The sequence below is a fragment of the Tildeniella sp. genome (assembly GCF_059505325.1).
Window position 1 is genome coordinate 177,990 of the sequence record NZ_JCACKI010000075.1, and the last position, 18,144, is coordinate 196,133.

The 18,144-nt window shown below is 48.6% G+C and carries 16 protein-coding genes; 7 read left to right on the forward strand and 9 right to left on the reverse strand.

What is annotated here, in order from left to right; translation table 11 throughout:
- Positions 1–45: 45 nt before the first annotated feature.
- From pgsA to AC5JO6_RS27870, 5 genes are all read right to left on the reverse strand, one after another.
- Positions 46–597 carry a CDP-diacylglycerol--glycerol-3-phosphate 3-phosphatidyltransferase gene (gene pgsA, locus AC5JO6_RS27850; RefSeq protein ID WP_496084304.1) on the reverse strand — a complete coding sequence of 184 codons (552 nt, stop codon included), beginning with the start codon at positions 595–597 and terminating at the stop codon, positions 46–48.
- A gap of 250 nt (positions 598–847) precedes the next feature.
- A complete protein-coding gene (locus AC5JO6_RS27855; RefSeq protein ID WP_496084305.1) occupies positions 848–1,564 on the reverse strand; it encodes a sugar transferase in 717 nt (238 codons plus the stop codon).
- A gap of 197 nt (positions 1,565–1,761) precedes the next feature.
- Complete coding sequence (locus AC5JO6_RS27860; protein ID WP_496084306.1) at positions 1,762–2,982, reverse strand: hypothetical protein; 1,221 nt, start codon at positions 2,980–2,982, stop codon at positions 1,762–1,764.
- Positions 2,882–3,151: a hypothetical protein gene (locus AC5JO6_RS27865; protein ID WP_496084307.1), complete on the reverse strand. Its 270-nt coding sequence runs from the start codon at positions 3,149–3,151 to the stop codon at positions 2,882–2,884. The genes AC5JO6_RS27860 and AC5JO6_RS27865 overlap by 101 nt, the downstream gene beginning before the upstream one ends.
- Positions 3,152–3,154: 3 nt before the next feature.
- Entirely contained in the window at positions 3,155–3,613 is a 459-nt protein-coding gene (locus tag AC5JO6_RS27870; RefSeq protein ID WP_496084308.1) for a hypothetical protein, read from the reverse strand.
- A 433-nt stretch (positions 3,614–4,046) separates the two neighbouring features.
- Between AC5JO6_RS27870 and AC5JO6_RS27875 the strand changes: the two genes are divergently transcribed.
- Together AC5JO6_RS27875 and nadA are read left to right on the forward strand one after the other, a co-directional pair.
- Positions 4,047–5,006, forward strand: coding sequence for an aromatic ring-hydroxylating dioxygenase subunit alpha (locus tag AC5JO6_RS27875; RefSeq protein ID WP_496084309.1), 960 nt, complete (start codon positions 4,047–4,049; stop codon positions 5,004–5,006).
- A gap of 153 nt (positions 5,007–5,159) precedes the next feature.
- Positions 5,160–6,125: a quinolinate synthase NadA gene (gene nadA / locus AC5JO6_RS27880; RefSeq protein WP_496084310.1), complete on the forward strand. Its 966-nt coding sequence runs from the start codon at positions 5,160–5,162 to the stop codon at positions 6,123–6,125.
- A gap of 200 nt (positions 6,126–6,325) precedes the next feature.
- On the opposite strand, the gene AC5JO6_RS27885 is transcribed toward nadA, so the two are convergent.
- Positions 6,326–6,520, reverse strand: a complete 195-nt coding sequence (locus tag AC5JO6_RS27885) for a hypothetical protein (RefSeq protein WP_496084311.1) — start codon at positions 6,518–6,520, stop codon at positions 6,326–6,328.
- 121 nt (positions 6,521–6,641) lie between these two features.
- Complete coding sequence (locus AC5JO6_RS27890; RefSeq protein ID WP_496084312.1) at positions 6,642–8,087, reverse strand: sensor histidine kinase; 1,446 nt, start codon at positions 8,085–8,087, stop codon at positions 6,642–6,644.
- 486 nt (positions 8,088–8,573) lie between these two features.
- Here AC5JO6_RS27890 and groES point away from each other — a divergent pair, with 486 nt between their 5' ends.
- The 5 genes from groES (at position 8,574) to AC5JO6_RS27915 (ending at position 12,512) form a co-directional block, all read left to right on the forward strand.
- Entirely contained in the window at positions 8,574–8,885 is a 312-nt protein-coding gene (gene groES / locus AC5JO6_RS27895) for a co-chaperone GroES (RefSeq protein WP_496084313.1), read from the forward strand.
- Positions 8,886–9,027: 142 nt separating this feature from the next.
- Positions 9,028–10,668: a chaperonin GroEL gene (gene groL, locus AC5JO6_RS27900; protein ID WP_496084314.1), complete on the forward strand. Its 1,641-nt coding sequence runs from the start codon at positions 9,028–9,030 to the stop codon at positions 10,666–10,668.
- 271 nt (positions 10,669–10,939) lie between these two features.
- A complete protein-coding gene (locus tag AC5JO6_RS27905) occupies positions 10,940–11,179 on the forward strand; it encodes a colicin E3/pyocin S6 family cytotoxin (RefSeq protein WP_496084315.1) in 240 nt (79 codons plus the stop codon).
- A 6-nt stretch (positions 11,180–11,185) separates the two neighbouring features.
- Entirely contained in the window at positions 11,186–11,512 is a 327-nt protein-coding gene (locus AC5JO6_RS27910) for a hypothetical protein (RefSeq protein ID WP_496084316.1), read from the forward strand.
- On the forward strand, positions 11,502–12,512 hold the full coding sequence (locus AC5JO6_RS27915) for an ImmA/IrrE family metallo-endopeptidase (protein WP_496084317.1): 1,011 nt from the start codon (positions 11,502–11,504) through the stop codon (positions 12,510–12,512). The genes AC5JO6_RS27910 and AC5JO6_RS27915 overlap by 11 nt, the downstream gene beginning before the upstream one ends.
- Before the next feature lie 269 nt (positions 12,513–12,781).
- Here AC5JO6_RS27915 and AC5JO6_RS27920 read toward each other — a convergent pair whose 3' ends face one another.
- A complete protein-coding gene (locus tag AC5JO6_RS27920; protein ID WP_496084318.1) occupies positions 12,782–16,348 on the reverse strand; it encodes a GAF domain-containing protein in 3,567 nt (1,188 codons plus the stop codon).
- Between the two features lie 760 nt (positions 16,349–17,108).
- Complete coding sequence (locus tag AC5JO6_RS27925) at positions 17,109–17,504, reverse strand: STAS domain-containing protein (protein ID WP_496084319.1); 396 nt, start codon at positions 17,502–17,504, stop codon at positions 17,109–17,111.
- Positions 17,505–18,144: the final 640 nt, after the last annotated feature.

Genomic DNA, 18,144 nt, shown 5'->3' on the forward strand with positions numbered 1-18,144 from the left:
TGCCAAATCGCCCGTCTAGATTTTCAAACATCCTTTGTGCGCTATTCACGCCGATGGAGCATTGTCTGATTCCGGCTGATGTCTTGGGGGCAACAGGTAGATCGCACCTGAAAGCCAGGTCAGCGTCACGGCTATCCAGAAGGCAACGATCGCAACCTGCTGCCAACTTCCACCAAGTGGCGCGATCAGAAGAGCGATCGCCGCAATTTGGCTCACCGTTTTCAGTTTGCCCCACAGATTTGCGCCCTGGATTGCCGTACTGCCCTGAAGGCTGGGATTGACTCGCCAACCTGCGATCGTCAACTCCCGTGCCAGAATCAAAAACACACCCCAGGCAGGCACCTGATCCAGTTCTACCAGCGCGACCAGCGGTGCTAACACCAAAAGCTTATCCACCAATGGATCGAGGAATTTGCCCAGTTCTGTTACCTGGTTGAGCTTACGAGCCAGGTAGCCGTCTAACCAATCGGTGCCTGCGGCGGCTAAAAATACAACCAACACAATCCAGCGCTGCATCGTCGTTGGAGCGTGTAAACCGTAAAGTATCAGAGGGACTGCCAGCAAACGAGAGGCTGTAATCCAGGTTGGCAAATTCATGTTGACTCAAGCTTTAACTCTCAGTCCACAGTTTAAACCGCAGCGCCTAAAAAAATAGGACAGCCTTTTAGAGACTGTCCCAATGTTCTATGTTCTCAGGAGAAATTACTTTTCAAGAGAAATGGCAGTTGAATAACCTAATAGATACCCCAAACGCATAACCGTGCTGTGAAGACGTGGCAGTAGCATAGCCTGACAATGGATACCGTATCGACTGAGCCATTGAGTGCTCTAGCCAGTCTTGCGCTCTCTAACACGCACCCTTTTTATCGAGTACGACGAGGATTGTTTTGGCAATCAGATACAAATCGTAGGTGGTCGACCACTTGCGCTGGTACTCGACATCCATTTTAACGATGTCCTCAAAGTCAATGACGGTCGATCGTCCGTTTGCCTGCCACTCACCCGTAATACCAGGCTTGACGTTGAGACGCTCCCAGTGATGCTTTTGGTAACGAATGACTTCATCGACTGTCGGTGGACGAGTACCAACCAGGCTCATTTCTCCCATCAGTACATTCCAGAATTGAGGCAGCTCATCAAGGCTGGTACGGCGAAGGAAACGACCTACCCGCGTGATGCGAGGATCGTTCTTGTTCTTGAAGATGCCACCTTTTGCTTCGTTGTTGACGAGATGCTTCAGTTTGTCAGCATCCATCACCATTGACCGAAACTTCCAGATGCGGAAGGTTTTTCCTTTCAGTCCACAGCGAATTTGGCTGTAAAAAATTGGACCGGGGTTATCAAAGCGAACGGCGATCGCCACTGGAATTGCCACCATAGCCGTAATCGACAGCCCGACCAGAGCACCAACGATGTCGATGCATCGTTTGGCTTTACTGGTAACAGACGGGTGAACGGTACGAGTATCTTCCTGAGGAGGAACGTTGGTAGCCTGACCCGCTTTTTTAGCGCGCTCAGCCAAGGCGATATGGAGAGCAGTTGGGATGTCAGAAGTAGTAATCACGTTCGTAGTTGGCTTTACTAGGGTTCACTTTGCCTTCCACAAACATACGTAATCCCACACGGCATTGCACAGCCTATTCCAACACGTTTGCTCAATCTTTATAACTACTGCCGAATACTATAAAGTTACAACATTTTTCTCTTTGCAATTTGAACGTAATCCGCACTCATATTCAGAGCTTTTACGTAGAAAACACGTCACTTGAGCCAGAGAGGGCGCATTCTAGGAAGAACTAGCGCTTTGCCCAGTTCGGTAGCGACTGCCGCTGCGCCAAAGCGATTTAGGTGGCTGGGGTCTGTAAAGTAATCGTTTTGGTTGAGCCAGCGTTGGCTAAGGTCATGTACGCTCAGCGCGTGCGATCGAGCGAAGCGCTGTAGATAGACCCGAAATTGCGTTTCATTCACTGTACGCGTTTCGTCTAAGTAGATTTGCGTGAGGGGCAGATTCACAAAGACGACCGGAATCTGTCGCGTCTTCGCAAATTTCACAACGTTAGCGAACGCCTCTGTTTGCTTCCCCTCAAGAGTAAAGTCGCGGTAATCAGCATCATATTTGCCTCGAACTTGAGGGTACCGTTGAAAATACTGGTTCGGCTTGAATTGGTCTGATACCGACTGAAAACCTGTTGTGTCCTGAAGTTCAGCAGACGGTAGAGTCTCTGGCTTCGCTAATGGCTCAGGCGCAAGTAGCATTTTGAGCGCTGCCCAACACAGTTGGGGCTGTCTCAACGCTGGATCAAGCAATGGCACAACATTAAAAGACTTTGGTTGGTGAGTAGATTTGTAAGCAGACAGTTTGAGTGAGAATGCCGCGCAGGGTTGCACCATTGGCAATGACTCTGTGAGCAACGTTGGACGAATGCCAAAACCTAGCAGTTGATAGCCTTGAGAGGCGATCGCACGGTTATACGTAATGTCGATCCGACCGCTATTAAACGCTCTGGCACCGTCACCCCAGACAATCAAGCGTGGTAACTGGTTAAGTGTGAGGATCTGACGCAAAAGTAAGTCAACTAACTGCGCCGTAGCGCCATTGATCCCAACGTTAAAAATACGTAGTTTTGAATAGCCTCGGCTGCTGAGGGTCTGTTGCAGGACGATCGGGTCAATACCCTGTAACGCTCGTGAACTGCCAACAATGAGGATATCTGGCGGTCCTGCTTGCGCCACAAAACGAAGATAACGCTGTAGCTGCCGATCAAATTGCTCACTATTAAAGCTAAGGGTAGCGGCAGTCAGCGGGCGCGGTATCGCTGTGGCATTGAAATCAGGTAGCGTGTTTCTCGCTATAGATTGAGCTGGGTGGCAATGCTCCCGATCAGGTGCTGCGATCGCGATCTCGGTTGCGATCGCAGCACAAACACTGCTTGACAGCGGCAGGTATAGAAGCAGGAACGGTAATTTCTTGAGCCATCCCATACACAATCATGGGAAAAACAACTAATGACGAAAGAGTAGCATAGCCAATCCAGTCGTTCGCAATCTTGGGTGCAAAAAATTGACCACCCCGCGAGACGAGATGGTCAACAGCTTTAAAAATTGCAGATGAAGCCCCAGAGTAGACCGCAAAACTGTTTCGGTCGCTCACAATTTATGGGTTAGCGGGAGCGGTTTGCGGTGAAACGTCAGAAGGGGCAGATGTTGGCGCTACTGAGGGTGCTACTGGCGGCGCTACGCTAGGCGCAGGCTCAGGAACCACAATATTTACATTTGGTGGCGCAGGGTTCGGCACTGTGACGTTCACATCGGGAGCGACATTGGGAACGGTAGACGGTGACGCGGGTACGGTTGTTTTCTCTCGTTCAATGATGCGCGTTTGCACAGGTGTAGGGCGTTGTGTCAGGAAGTACGTACCGAAACCTAATGCAGCAAGCCCTAACATCAAAACGCCGAGCATCAAGCCTGTAGCAGCACTATCGTTTTCACGAATGGCGCGGTTTTGCTCTCGCATCGTGATGTTCTGCTCACGAATTGCCTGGTTGTCTTGTGCAACATCACGGCTGGCTTTAACGCGGTTGGGATCTACGGGATCAGGATTAAAGTTTGACATTTTCTTTCGTTGAACTCATCTTAAAAGGACATTTTTAGCGTGAACAAAACTTGTTAAAGACTCAGGAAAACGAAGTCTAACGGTCAATCGGCACCCAACTTTTTGTTCACTTTCCATTAGCTTTAACCAAATTAGTCTTTTGCTGAAGCAAAGCCACTCTACCTGGAGAAGTGAGCTATACGAGCCAAAAGGATGACTTTGAGCAGAAGGTTGTGAATCTCTGTCTGTGGCAACGATCGCTCCACCAGAGCGTGTCTAGTGCTACAGCGATCGCACTGTAGCTACGCAAAAATTCTGTCAGTGCTTCGCCAGCGGTTTCAACAAGCTCTGCCCTCAGCACTTGCTTACAAACTTCTTAGTTGTGCCCATCTGCCATTAGCTCCCCATGCTTGTCACGCAACAGCCTATTCTCAAGTGTTTTTGGTATCCTGTTATGCCTATCGCCCAGCTAGTAGCGGGTCCACAGCCGTTTCAACTCTTAGGTGAAAACCTGGCAGTGTGGTTGGATCACGCTGGAAACCCAGCGGCTGTGCGCGATCGCTGCTGTCACCGTTCTGCAAAGTTATCCAAGGGTGCAGTGGTTGATGGTGCCATTCGCTGCCCGTATCACGGCTGGTCTTTCAGTGCAGAAGGAATCTGCATTAACGTACCGCAGCTTACCAATGGAGCGATTCCCAAAGCGTATCGAGTCAATGCGTATCGCTGTCAGGAACGCTACGGGTACGTGTGGGTTTGCCTGGGTGAGCCGCTTACGGACATTCCTGACCTGCCGGAAGCAGCCGATCCTCAGTTCCGCCAGATTCCCGAATTCTACGAAACGTGGCACTGTGCGGGACTGCGCCTGATGGAAAACTCGTTCGATAATGCCCATCCGCACTTCGTTCACGCCAAGACGTTCGGCGTAGAGCAGGAACCCGTTCCACCACAGCCTGATGACTTTGAAGAAACCAAGTTTGGGCTGCGAATGCGCTATGTGCTGCCTGTGTTCAACAGTGAGGTACAAAAGCAAAACTTGCAGATGGAAACAGGCAGAACCGTGCGAATTAGCGAAGGCACCTGGTTTATGCCGTTTATCCGCACGCTTAAGATTACTTATCCTAATGGTTTAGTGCATCTGATTTTTACGGCTGCGACACCAATCGACGATCGCTCCTCCCAAATCGTCCAATTCTGCTTACGAAACGATACCGAAGAGGTTGTAACGGCTGAGAGTATAGTGGCATTCGATCGTGCCGTCACCCTTGAAGATCGCGTCATTTTAGAAGGCACGGACTACGACGTACCTTTGAGCATCAGCGTAGAACAGCACATGGCAACAGATAAACCAGGAATTGTCATGCGACGGAAACTGGCGGCTTTGCTTAAAGAGCGTCAGGAGTTGGGCAAAGGCTAAAGGCTAAAGGCTAAAGGCTAAAGGCTAAAACTCAAAACTTCTCCCTCTACCTCTTAACAACCTGTTTTGGTGAGAAAACACAGAAGACATTTGCCGATTTTGGTAGATAAAACTATAATTAAGGAGTTGATTGCACGCTCACTGGTTGCTGCTGTGTTTACAAGTACTCTTCTTCCTCCCAAGACTGAACTGCCGAGCGATTTGTTTGGAGCGATCGCGGATCTGAAGCGGGAACTCAACGCTGTCATCCTGGCGCACTACTATCAAGATGCTGATATTCAAGACATTGCCGACTATCTGGGTGATTCACTTGGCTTGTCGCAAGAGGCAGCGAAAACTGATGCTGATGTGATTGTCTTTGCTGGAGTGCATTTCATGGCAGAAACAGCAAAAATTCTCAACCCAAACAAGCTGGTGCTGCTGCCGGATTTAGATGCAGGCTGTTCTCTGGCAGATAGCTGCCCGCCCGATGCGTTTGCTGCGTTCAAAGCAAAACACCCCGATCATTTGGTAATTTCTTACATAAACTGCACGGCTGACATCAAAGCGATGAGCGATATCATTTGCACCAGCGCGAATGCAGTCAAGCTCGTGAATCAAATTCCTGCCGATCGACCAATTATCTTCGCACCCGATCGCAACCTGGGCAAGTATGTGATGGCACAAACCGGACGTGACATGGTGCTGTGGCAGGGAAGCTGCATGGTGCATGAAACCTTTTCGGAAAAAAAGATGGTGCAGTTACAGATTCAGCATCCACAAGCGGAGACGATCGCTCATCCCGAATGCGAACCTGCTGTCTTGCGACATGCCAGCTACATCGGCTCTACAACTGCTCTACTCAACTACATTCAGCAAAGTTCCAGCCAACGCTTCATTGTGGCAACGGAAGCTGGCATCATTCACCAAATGGCAAAAGTGGCTCCTCACAAGCAGTTTATTCCCGCTCCTCCGCTGAATAACTGCGCCTGTAACGAGTGCCCACACATGCGCTTGAATACATTAGAAAAACTCTATCTCTGCATGAAGCACCGGACACCCGAAATCACGCTACCCGAAGCAACCCAACAGGCAGCACTCAAGCCCATTCAACGGATGCTAGAAATGAGCGCTAGATAGTACAGGAACCAAACCCTCGGAGTTTAAGCGACTGCCTTGGTGACCCGCTTGATGCTGATTAAAACCTCCGAGGTTTGCGTCAGTTCTGACTTGTTTAGAACTGACGTACAAGGGGTTTAGATCCCCGACTTCTGATGGAAGCTTAGCCATCAAAGCCCGCGCTCTTGTAGAAGTCGGGGATCTTGGCGTAAGTCCACTTGTTAATAGCTATCATCACCGGGAACACGATCGCTTGCTGACTCAACACCAGGTTGCGCTAGAGAAGCATTGCGAATTGCAAGCCACTGGCGAAACAGCTCAAATCCCTTCAAATCGCTGACTTGATAGTTCCGGACAGCGCGATCGAGTTCCTGGGCTGTCTTAAAGATTGGAACCGTACCTTGAAGTTCTTGCATGAGTTGCCTCTACTTAAGGATATTTGGATGTGTTTGCACATACCTGTATTATTCCGTAGAAATTCGACGCATATATAAAGATAATAAAAAGTATCTTAAGCTACCATTTTGCCTTGATGAATTAAACCAGAGGCAGCAAGAGCGCAAATTCTGTCCCAGTGGCAAAATCCTGCTCGGTCAGTGCATCTGAAAGCAGACTGCGCGACAGGATATCAGTAGCCTTCGGCGACGTTTCGGAGGCTGCATGGTGCGATCGCAGCTTAAATTCACCCCCATGCTTGGCTGTAATAATCTGGTAGCTCACAGCCAAGCTGGTTTCTTTCTCTGCCCGCTTTTTCACCGAAAACGACTCCAAAATGCGCGCTAAATCTTCAGATGCTAAACCAGGACCGTTATCCGCAATGCAAATTGCCACCCAGCGAGAGGGTTTACCACCCACGATCGTCGTGCGAATTTCGGTCGTGATGACGATCGTCGGCTCAGCAATGGAAGACATCAGGTGCTGTCTAGCATTGAAGTCTTGCTCTAGCTGCCGACTCACGGCTTGATCGATCAAGGCATCTACAGCATGGCTCAAAATATTCATGAAAACCTGGTGGAGCTGCCCCGCAAAGCACAGCACCGGTGGTAGGTGTCCGTAGTGCTTCACCACCCGAATTTCGCTGGTGAGGCGACTTTTGAGCAACAGCAAAATGCCATCGATCAATTCATGTAAGTTGGCTGGCTTCGGATAAACCTCATCAATGTGGCAGAAGTTTTGCAGGCTGCTAGCTAACTTCGAGAGACGCTCTGCGCCTGTACGAATACTGTCGATCGTGCAGGGTAAATCCTGCTGAAGATAATCGATTTCCAGCTCCTCTCGCAGTCGCGCAAGTTCGTGAGGAAGACTCCCTGAATGCGCTTCGTAAGCGCCTAACAGTTGTAGAAGACTGTCACTATAGGCAGAAACGTGACTCAGATTTCCCCAAATAAAGCTCACTGGATCGAGAATCTCGTGGGCGATGCCGTCTACCAAGCGCCCCAGACTTGCCATCTTGTCGGTTTGGATCAGTTGTGCCTGAGTGCGTTCGTACCGTACCTGGGTCTCAATGCCGCGAATCTGCCAATAGGCAATATTAAGGGTGTGAATGTCCAGCAGATGATAGGTCTGGGGAGCCACTTGAACCACGATCGGTTCACCTTGTAATTCAGGCGATCGTCGTAATGCCTGCTGTGCTGCCACCACGATCGGCGTTGTCCCTGCTAGCACCAGCAAATCACTGCGCGCGTAGCTATACAACACCTGCAACGATTCCTTCAGAAAAAACTCCGTCCCATGTGGACGAATCAAATGCTCCAGCAAGCGACGGCGAGACAGCATTCCTACAAATTGCCCCTGCTCCACCAGCACTGCCCCTGGCAACAACGGGTGACGCTCAAAGACCTGTGCCAACTCCGCGCCCAGACAGGTCAGATCAACCTGAAAGCTGTAGCACTGCAACTCCTGAAGGGTTGCCTCCAAATGCAGCGCCTGCACACCCTCCAGCAGCGTTGGCGGCAAGAGGCGTTGGTAAGACTCGCTCGGCATAGGGTGACCGATCACTTTCAGAACTCCGATCGCAGTGGACAGCAACTGACAGAACGATTTGTATCATTGAAGTCCACTCAGTCTGCCCAAAGGAGAGAAGACGTTAACTTTGTCGGGGAAAAGTGAGGGGGGAGGAGTGAAGGGGGAGGAGAAGCAGGGGAGGCAGGGGAGGCAAGGGAGGCAGGGGAGGCAGGGGAATAAATTGAATTTAAGCTTCTGACTTTTTTGTTTTGAGTTTTCTCTACTCCCTACTCCCTACTCCCCACTCCCCACTCCCGTTCGGCTGAGCGCTCACGTCGAAGCCCACTCCCTACTCCCGCACCGCTCCTCGCACTCGTTCGGATACCCGTACAGAGCAAAAAGTTGCAATTGTATCTAACCTTCGGTAGATTAGCACTCAGGGGTCGAGAGTGCTAACTCCTCCCTGAGTGCTAACGCACCTGAATATTTTTGTTCAGCTTAACCTGCTAGTTTGGAGAATTTTGTATGGCAGCCGTAACTCTAAGCGTCTCTACTGTTAAACCGCTGGGTGATCGTGTTTTTGTGAAAGTAAGTGCTTCTGAGGAGAAGACTGCTGGCGGTATTCTTTTGCCAGATGCTGCGAAAGAAAAGCCTCAGATTGGCGAAATCGTTGCCGTTGGTCCTGGAAAGCGAAGTGACGATGGTGCTCGTCAGGAGCCAGAAGTAAAGATTGGCGATAAGGTACTTTATTCCAAGTACGCAGGCACCGACATCAAGCTCGGCACGGAAGAATACGTCCTGCTGTCTGAGAAAGACATTCTGGCGATCGTTGCATAGTTGTTAGTTTTTAGTTTTTTGTTGTTAGGTAAAGCCAGCAGCAGTTGCCTACTAGCCCCTAACAATGAATCGCTAACAACCAGGCACTTCATCATTTCAACCCTAACAACCAACCACTAACAACCAAAAACCAACAACCAATATGGCTAAGCGCATCATTTACAACGAAAATGCTCGTCGTGCTCTCGAAAGGGGCATGGATATCCTGGCTGAGGCAGTGGCTGTCACCCTCGGTCCTAAAGGTCGGAACGTCGTACTAGAGAAGAAGTTCGGTGCGCCTCAGATTGTCAACGACGGCGTGACGATCGCCAAAGAAATCGAACTCGAAGACAACGTTGAAAACACAGGCGTAGCGCTGATTCGTCAGGCAGCTTCCAAGACAAACGATGCAGCGGGTGATGGCACCACAACAGCAACCGTGCTGGCGCACGCGATCGTTAAAGAAGGTCTGCGGAACGTGGCAGCAGGTGCCAATGCGATCTCACTTAAGCGTGGCATCGACAAAGCAACCACTTTCCTGGTCGACAAGATTGCGGAACACGCTCGTCCTGTGGAAGATTCTAAGTCGATCGCGCAGGTTGGCTCCATCTCGGCTGGTAACGACGATGAAGTCGGTCAGATGATTGCCAATGCAATGGACAAAGTGGGCAAGGAAGGCGTGATTTCGCTTGAAGAAGGCAAATCCATGACAACCGAGTTAGAAATCACGGAAGGGATGCGCTTCGACAAAGGCTACATCTCGCCTTACTTCGCTACCGATACCGAGCGCATGGAAGCGGTCATGGATGAACCTTTTATCCTGATCACCGACAAAAAAATTACCCTGGTGCAAGACCTGGTGCCGATTTTGGAGCAAGTGGCTCGTTCCGGTCGTCCCCTCGTCATCATCGCTGAAGACATTGAGAAAGAAGCACTGGCAACCCTCGTGGTTAACCGTTTGCGCGGTGTGCTGAACGTTGCAGCCGTCAAGGCTCCTGGCTTTGGCGATCGTCGTAAGGCAATGCTGGAAGACATTGCTGTGCTCACTGGTGGTCAAATGATCACTGAAGATGCAGGTCTAAAGCTAGATACCACTAAGCTAGAATCGTTAGGCAAAGCGCGTCGCATTACCCTCACCAAGGACAACACGACGATCGTCGCTGAAGGCAACGAAAAAGCAGTCAAGACTCGCGTCGAGCAAATCCGTCGTCAAATCGAGGAAACTGAATCCTCCTATGACAAGGAAAAACTGCAAGAGCGCTTGGCGAAACTGGCGGGTGGTGTTGCCGTCATCAAAGTCGGTGCAGCAACCGAAACCGAAATGAAAGATCGCAAGCTGCGTTTGGAAGATGCCATCAACGCAACCAAAGCGGCGGTTGAAGAAGGTATCGTTCCCGGTGGTGGCACAACCCTGGCTCACCTCTCCCCTGAACTGGAAACCTGGGCAAATGCTAATCTCAAGGGCGAAGAGCTGATTGGTGCAGCGATCGTCGCTCGTGCCCTGGCTGCTCCCCTGAAGCGCATTGCTGAGAATGCGGGTCAAAACGGTGCGGTCATTGCAGAACGCGTCAAAGAGAAAGACTTCAACGTGGGCTACAACGCAGCGACGAATGAATTCGTTGACTTGTTTGAAGCAGGTATCGTTGATCCCGCAAAGGTGACCCGATCGGCACTGCAAAACGCAGCCTCGATCGCGGGCATGGTGCTGACGACCGAATGCATCGTGGTTGACAAGCCTGAACCCAAAGATGGCGCTCCTGCTGGTGGCGCTGGCGGCATGGGTGGCGGCGACTACGACTACTAAATTGGGGTGTAGGGTTTGGGGTGTCGGGTGTCGGCATTCCAAACCCTACAATTTACAGCAAGGGGCGATCGCTTTTTCGAGGGCGATCGCCCCTTTCTCTGCTTTTCACAGAATGAGTATGACGTTATGCTTGACGTAGTGATGTCACTCGTCCCTGATTCCTATAGAAGCATCTCTCAACCACAATTAGCTAAAATATGAATATCTTTAGACCTGGTAAGCATTGAAGCTGTGGTAGCTCAACTTATATTCAATAAGCGAAGTAACTGGAATGGGTGGTAAGCCAATACCTAATCCTTCCATCCTTGATGGATGTCAGGTTGTTGGAATAGAAGGAGGAAGGAAAGTCTTTAAAGACTTTCAGACAGAGCGATACTATACCTGGGACTCACTTCATGGAGAAGTAGAAGTTTTTAACAAAAGAGGCAAACATCTTGGTGTTGTCTGCCCAATCACAGGTGAAGTTATTAAGCCCGCTGTTAAAGGACGTACAATCAGCAAGCAAAACTAAGTTGTTATGAACATATCATTTATTGACGTATGTATTAGTGGTGATGCCTTTCTAGACGAAGTAGATGATTATGTCGATGCTTGGCACGATGATAATACTTCAGAAGATGTTGAGTTGTATGAATACTTAGGAATGACTTGGCAAGAATACTCTCTGTGGGTTACCAACCCTAACATTCTTGGATCAATAGTCAATGCAAGGAAAAAAGGCTTGAGTTTAGAAAGTGCTCCGGTTCACGAGATTCATGCATTAGCTGCGAGAGCTTCTAGTAAAGAAGAGGCTCAACGTGTAATGAGTTGGCTAAAGAGAATTGGAAAACTGGATGAAGCCTGAAGAGAAGTTTGCAAGCAAACTTTTAGAACGACATAATCTTATTCCTCCGTACAATCTTGAAGAGTTAGTCTCATTGTACGCGGAAGTGGGTTTTCTAGATTTTCCTCTTGAAGCTGACGGTATAAGTCTAGGCTTGAAGCAGTCTAATAAGCCTAGAATTTATATCAACTCTTTACGCCCTGAAGTTAGACAGCGATTTACACTAGCACACGAGTTAGGTCATGTTATCATCCCTTGGCACATTGGAAATATAGTTTCTCATACTGAGGTTAAAGGGAATGAAGAGGAGACTGATTCTGACTCTCAGATTAATAGAAATGGAGATTACGAGTACAGGCAAATTGAAGGTGAAGCCAATCGATTTGCCGCAGAGCTTCTAATTCCAACTTCATGGTTAGGTGAAATTCTTAAGAACGTAAATATTTTTAATTTTGAGGAAGTATTACTAGAGGTAATGCAACAGAGTGCAACATCAAAGGATACTACTTTAATAAAAGTATTTAATGCTTTGCCTCCAGGTTATGTATGTGCTGAGATTGACGGCGGCAAAATGGTTGTTAATAGTTTTATGTCTCCAAGTACACAAGTATATAAATTGAGCTTAGAAACTGATTGCACTTCCGAACCATATTTAATATATAAAGAGAAAATAACTTTTAATTTAGGTAGTAAAAACTATATTCTATGGAATTTTGAAAACTCTATTGAACTGCCAGATGAATTAGGTAATGAATTATGGCGAGAAATTCTAAATACTATTCTTGAAGATACGGGTTTGCAAAGTAAACGACAAAATATTAATGCTATATTGCCATCACTCTTCCAGTCGATTAAAGAAAAATCAGATTCAGAGATTTTTTCTAGTATTGTTCATAGATATTCTGAAAGAGAAGACTTGAAAGATTTTATTCAACATCCTTTATCTGAACAGTATATTGTCAAGAGATTAAAGGAGCTAAGACTGAAATATCCTAGATATCTACCTAGTTCAAGGGGTTGATACCCCGTCATAGCTCGTCACGCTTCTCTGAACTCCACAGAAGCACGACAAGACTTTATGTTGCCAGACAAGGTGATGCTTGGCGTAAAATACTTCTATGTCGAAGCTGACAAGCAACTGCTTAGAACAGAGATCTTAGAGATGCGATTAGATGTCTGAGCCAAAACGCTATGCTGTAGTACCTGAATCGATCGAGGCATATCGTAGTCGAGGGTTGTTTCACTGTGAGGAACTACAGCGAGAAACGAATCCTCCCATTAAAAGCTCTTCTACTGGTCACTCTCTAGCGGTATCCTTGCGGTGAAGGTTGTCCAACCATCTGCACTGGACGCTTCGATCGTGCCTTGAAGCTGTTCAATCAGCTTTTTGACAAGTGCCAAACCTAACCCCGTGCCCCGATGCTGCCAGGGGTTGTTGCTAGGAACCCGATAAAATTTGTCGAACACTCGTTCCAGTTGCTCAGCAGAAATCTCGACTCCAGAGTTACTGACGCTAATCTCAACGTGCGATCGTGCAAGGGTTAACGATTGCTCAAGCGGCTGCACCGACAGAATGATAGTTTCATCAGCAGGAGTGTATTTACAGGCGTTTTGCAGCAACTCGTTGAGAATGCGTTCTAGATAGGCATAGTCAGTCGTCAATGCGGGTAAAGGCGTTGTCATGCGGGTTTCTAAACGCTGACGCTGACTGCGTACCCGATCGGCAAAGGGGATCACCAGTCGAGTGAGCCAAGGCTGAAGATCTAACGTAGTGCGATTGAGCGGTTCGGTTTGTCGTTCAAGGCGAGAGAGATCGAGCAAGTCGTCGATCAACATCGTCTCGCGCTGGCATTCGTCGCGTAAGACCTGGAAATAGCGGGCTACCCGTTGAAACGACGCTGGCTGCAAAACTAAAGAGGAGGGTTCAGTAGCATCTCGCGATCGCCCATCTTCCGTCTGCAACAGCACCACTTCTAGCATTTGAATCGCCATGCGGATGCTCGCCATCGGTGTTCGTAGTTCGTGAGAAACAGTGCTCACAAAATCGTCTTTGAGTCGATTGAGCTGTTCTAACTCAGCCACTTGTGCCTGTACAGACTGATAAAGCTGCGATTGACGGAGGGCGATCGCGCATTGATTGGCAACTTGCTGTACCAAGCGAACTTCCTGATCCGAAAAAATGTAATCGGCGTGGTTGACCAGTCGCAAATCTCCTAGCACCCCCTGATCGTCCACGATCGGACATGCCAAACGCACGACGCGCGGCTGCATGGGACGAGCATCCAAACTACAGTACTGAAAATGCTGACCGTCTAGTAGTTGCTGGTAGACCTCTGGAAACACTGCCATTGGAATCAGATTACCCTGTACCAGCGCTAAGGCAGTTGTGTATTCATAGCGCACGTTGACCGTTTGCTGAGGCAGATCATATACGGCTACGCTGCACGCGCTCACGTCAAGCGTCACGGCAAGTTCTTCTACAACCGCTCGTAAAATTTGGTCTTCATCTAAGCTGTCACGCACACGATCGGCAATCCGCTTCAACGTTGCTTCAAAGCTAAACGCCTGCTGCAAGAGAATGGTACGTTCCTGCACCTGCTCTTCCAGGCGGGCGTTGAGCTGCTGTACTTGCTGATAAAGCTGAGACTGCTGAATGGCGATCGCCAATTGATCCCCAATGGCGCGAGTCAGATCAATTTGCCAGTCTTGCCAGACAAAGGGTTCTGGTCCTCGAATCAAAATAATGTTGCCCCATACAGAGCTACCCACCTGCAAGGGCACAGCCAGCCATGCTCCCGGAAACGTTTGCGCCAAAATCTGCGTCATTTCGTGGGGTACGGTACTGGCATCATCCAATCGCACAATTTCCAACCGCTTGAGCTGTGCGGTAATGGGATTACCTTCGTCAGGAATTTCTAACCCGACGACATCTAAGCCTACAGGAGCCACATCCGGGCTTTGGCGATAGCTTGCCTGATGCACCCAAACACCTTGCTCTGGCACATATTGCAGAATGTTTGCCTGCTCAACCTGTAGCAAGCTGCCCATCTCCAAAACAGCCGTGCGAAAAATGGTGTTTAAATCCAACGAGTTGCGGATTGCCTGAATCACTTGATTGAGCGCTTGCTCTCTTTGAGCCTGCTGCTGTGTTTGCTGATAAAGCTGACTTTGATGAATGGCGATCGCCGCCTGAGCCGAAAGATTTTTGAGTAACTCGATCTCCGAATCGTGCCACCGTCGAGGCGTAGCGCATTGTTGCACGGCTAATAGCCCCCACAGGTGAGATCCTTGCCTCTGTGCATAAGGCTGATGGGTTTGGGACGATGGTACCAAGACTGGAATCACTAAATTTGCTCTCACCTGAAATTGCGTCAGCAGATCCACATAGCACTGAGCCAGCCCAGCATTGAGAACATCGGCGGTACTGCTGACCTTGCCATCCATATAAGGCAACAAGCAGTCTGCCATCACAAGACAAGGGTCAAAAAGCCGCTGACCCAGCATCGGTGTCCAACGATCGCTCACCGATTCAACGATGACAAAGCCGCTCCAATCTGGCTCGAAGCGGTACATAATCACGCGATCGGTCTGGAGCAGTTGGCGTACCTCTGTCACGGTTGTGTTGAGAATCTCATCCAGGTTGAGCGACTGACGGACGCGTTGGGCGATCGCCACTAGCAAACGCTCTCGTTCTGCCTGCTGCCGTAAGATGGTTTCTGCCTGCTTGTACTCAGTAATATCCCGACTCACACACAGCAAGAACTCAACGCTGCCGTCCTGAGCAAACTCTGGCACCACCCGCGACTGATAAGACTTAAGGCTATCTGATTCATATCGTTGAAACTCAATGATTTGCTCTTGTCCGCTGGTGAGCACTGTTTGTAATGTCTCATTCCACAGAGCAAGCAGATCGGTTGACATGCCCAGTTCTGCGTTGGTGCGCCCAATGAACGCCTGCGGAGGAATGCCAGTTGCCGCTTCGGCTGCCGGATTGACATAAACATGGCGAAACTCTCGATCGAACCGCACCACAATATCGGGAGAATTCTCCGCCAGTGCTCTGAACTCTTCCTGGCGATGATGTAGCAATGCTTCCGCCTGCCGACGCTCTGTCACATCCTGAAAAATCAGAACACCGCCCGTAATTTCACCCTTATCGTTTCTAATCGGTGCTGCTGTATCGCCAATAGCCCGCTCCAGTCCACTTTTGGTTTGAAGTACACAGTAATTAGAGAGACTGACGCTGACCCCCTGTCGCATGGCTTGTAAAAGCGGGTTTTCGATCGCTTCTCGCGTTTCAGAGTGGATTAAGCGCAGAATCAAATCGGCAGAGATCCCAAGTGCGTCTGTTTGCTGCCAACCCGTAAGGTCTTCGGCAACCGCATTCATAAAAGTAACGTAACCATTGCGATCAGTCGCGATCGTGCCATCACCAATACTCGCCAATGTGGTTGTCAGCCATTGTTCAGCTTGTTCTAGCTGCTGCTCTAACTGATAACGACGCAGCGCAATATTGATTGTGGTGTAAAGTCCAATCTGGTTGAAGGGCTTGACGAGGTAGCCAAACGGTTCTGTCGCCACTGCACGCTGAAGCGTCTGGTCTTCAGCATTAGCCGTAATGTAGATAATGGGAACGCCCAACTGCTCATGGATTTGGGTTGCAGCCGCAATGCCATCAAGCCCGCCCTCAAGCGAAATATCCATCAAAACCAGATCGGGCTGCGTCTCTACCGCGACTCGGATCGCTTCTGCTCCTGATGCTACACTCGCCACGACAGTATGTTCAGAAGGCTCCAAAAACTCCTGAATCATTAAAGCAGAAACAATCTCATCTTCAACAACTAAAATTCTTGCCATAGAAAAATCGGTTATTTCCGGCAAACGGAGCAAAGCGAAACCATACTATTCTCGTCTTGCCCGTAACAAAATTGGATCAGGAGAAATGAGGATCTTTAAACAAAGACGACTATCAGGCTACGTTACTGCCCAAGTAACAACAGGAAGATTACGCAGCGATCGTTCAGTCTGCACCCTACCGCATTTATAGAAAAGCGAAATAAATGTAGAAGCTACCACGCAAACCGCTAATGTAGCAGATTGAACCGATCGGATCTAGAGAAACGTGACTTTGCTACAGTTAATCTGCTTCAATGAGACACGTTGGCACGAGATGAGCCATCACTATCTAGCAGGCAGCCTAAGATGCCTTTAATCGTTGCAAGTGTGTTGGTTTCATAGCGACCCGCTGTATAGCTAAGAAATAAAGTAGTGTAACTCTTGTTACTTACCTGTACAGCCAAGCACCAAGCGACCATTGGCGATGAGAGCAAATACTCAGTTTTTTTGGAATTGATAGCGATCCTGAATGAATCGTGAGCAGCAATCTAGCTGTCGGTTCTTAGCAGTCAGCGGTCAGCGGTTAGAGAAAAGCTGGTGTCTGCCGCTGACCGCTCAAGGATTAAGTGCCGCTCACAATTGATTTGGGACTGTTATACGCAGGATTAAATCTAGGAACAAGGTGCTTAAGTCACCTATTCGATGCAAGCTAATACTGAAGAGCGCTCAACAGTCTCTCTCATTCCAGCCAGTAGCCCAAGGAATTAAGACTGGGAACTATTTAGCTAGCTAGCTTCAGTCCATCCCTTGGAACGATTTCAATATTAGACTTAACTTGTCTGGGCATTCCCACAACAGTTCCATGCATATGTCGGTTAAATTCATCAAAGTCGACAAACGTTTTGAATACTTGATCTAATCCAGTCAGCTCAAATAACATTCTTATTTGTTGGCTCATAGAGCAAAGGAATAGCTGACGATCGGAAGCGCGTACTAATTGCAGAATCTTTACTACCGCAATAAAGCTAGAGCTACTCATTGATGAAACGTTACCAAGGTCTATTAAGATGAATGCTGCATCTGAATCAATAGCGGTCTTAACTTCTACTTGAAAAAGATTAATAGCAGCGGTAGTCAGAAGGTTAGAGGGCTTAATGATCTGGGTTGCAAAGCTCATAAACAACAGTCCGTATAAGTATTGAACGTTTCGACCTTGCTAATTTTTAGTGCCTTAGTCTATGACGCAGTAGGCGCTATAAAGTTTCCGATCTCTGTACAATGATCAACTCTCTAAATTGATGGTGTGGCAGTTGAACGCTTGAAAACTGTGTCTAAAGGCTATAGTATTCTGGCGCTTGATACATCTCTCCAGAGAAGGAATCAGTACCTATTGGCAGAGGTCACTACGCCAAACGTACACTTACGACGTAAAACTATATTGGTTGACACCAGAATGAAAGCCATCATTAACCCAAGGGTTTGCTAACCCTGGACGATGACAGCTTGCCTAGCCGTAACTTAATCAAAGTTTACTCTAACACTACGATCGAAAATGTATTGCAGGTATCAATGCGATCGTGTACAAACTTGGCTGCTAGTCACATCAGACCGTTCTACTCTCGTTAGCTAGAAGGCATGTTAGAGAGCAATCAACGCACTTAAGTGTACGCAGAGAAATGATGCTACCGTTTGAACCTGATCAATTTCTACCAAACTACCAGGCTGTAGTCCGGATACTGTAGTCCGGATACTATAGATGAACGCTAAGCTCGACTTTGTCCATTGTGAAGGGGAGGAAAGGTAGCAAAATCAGGAAA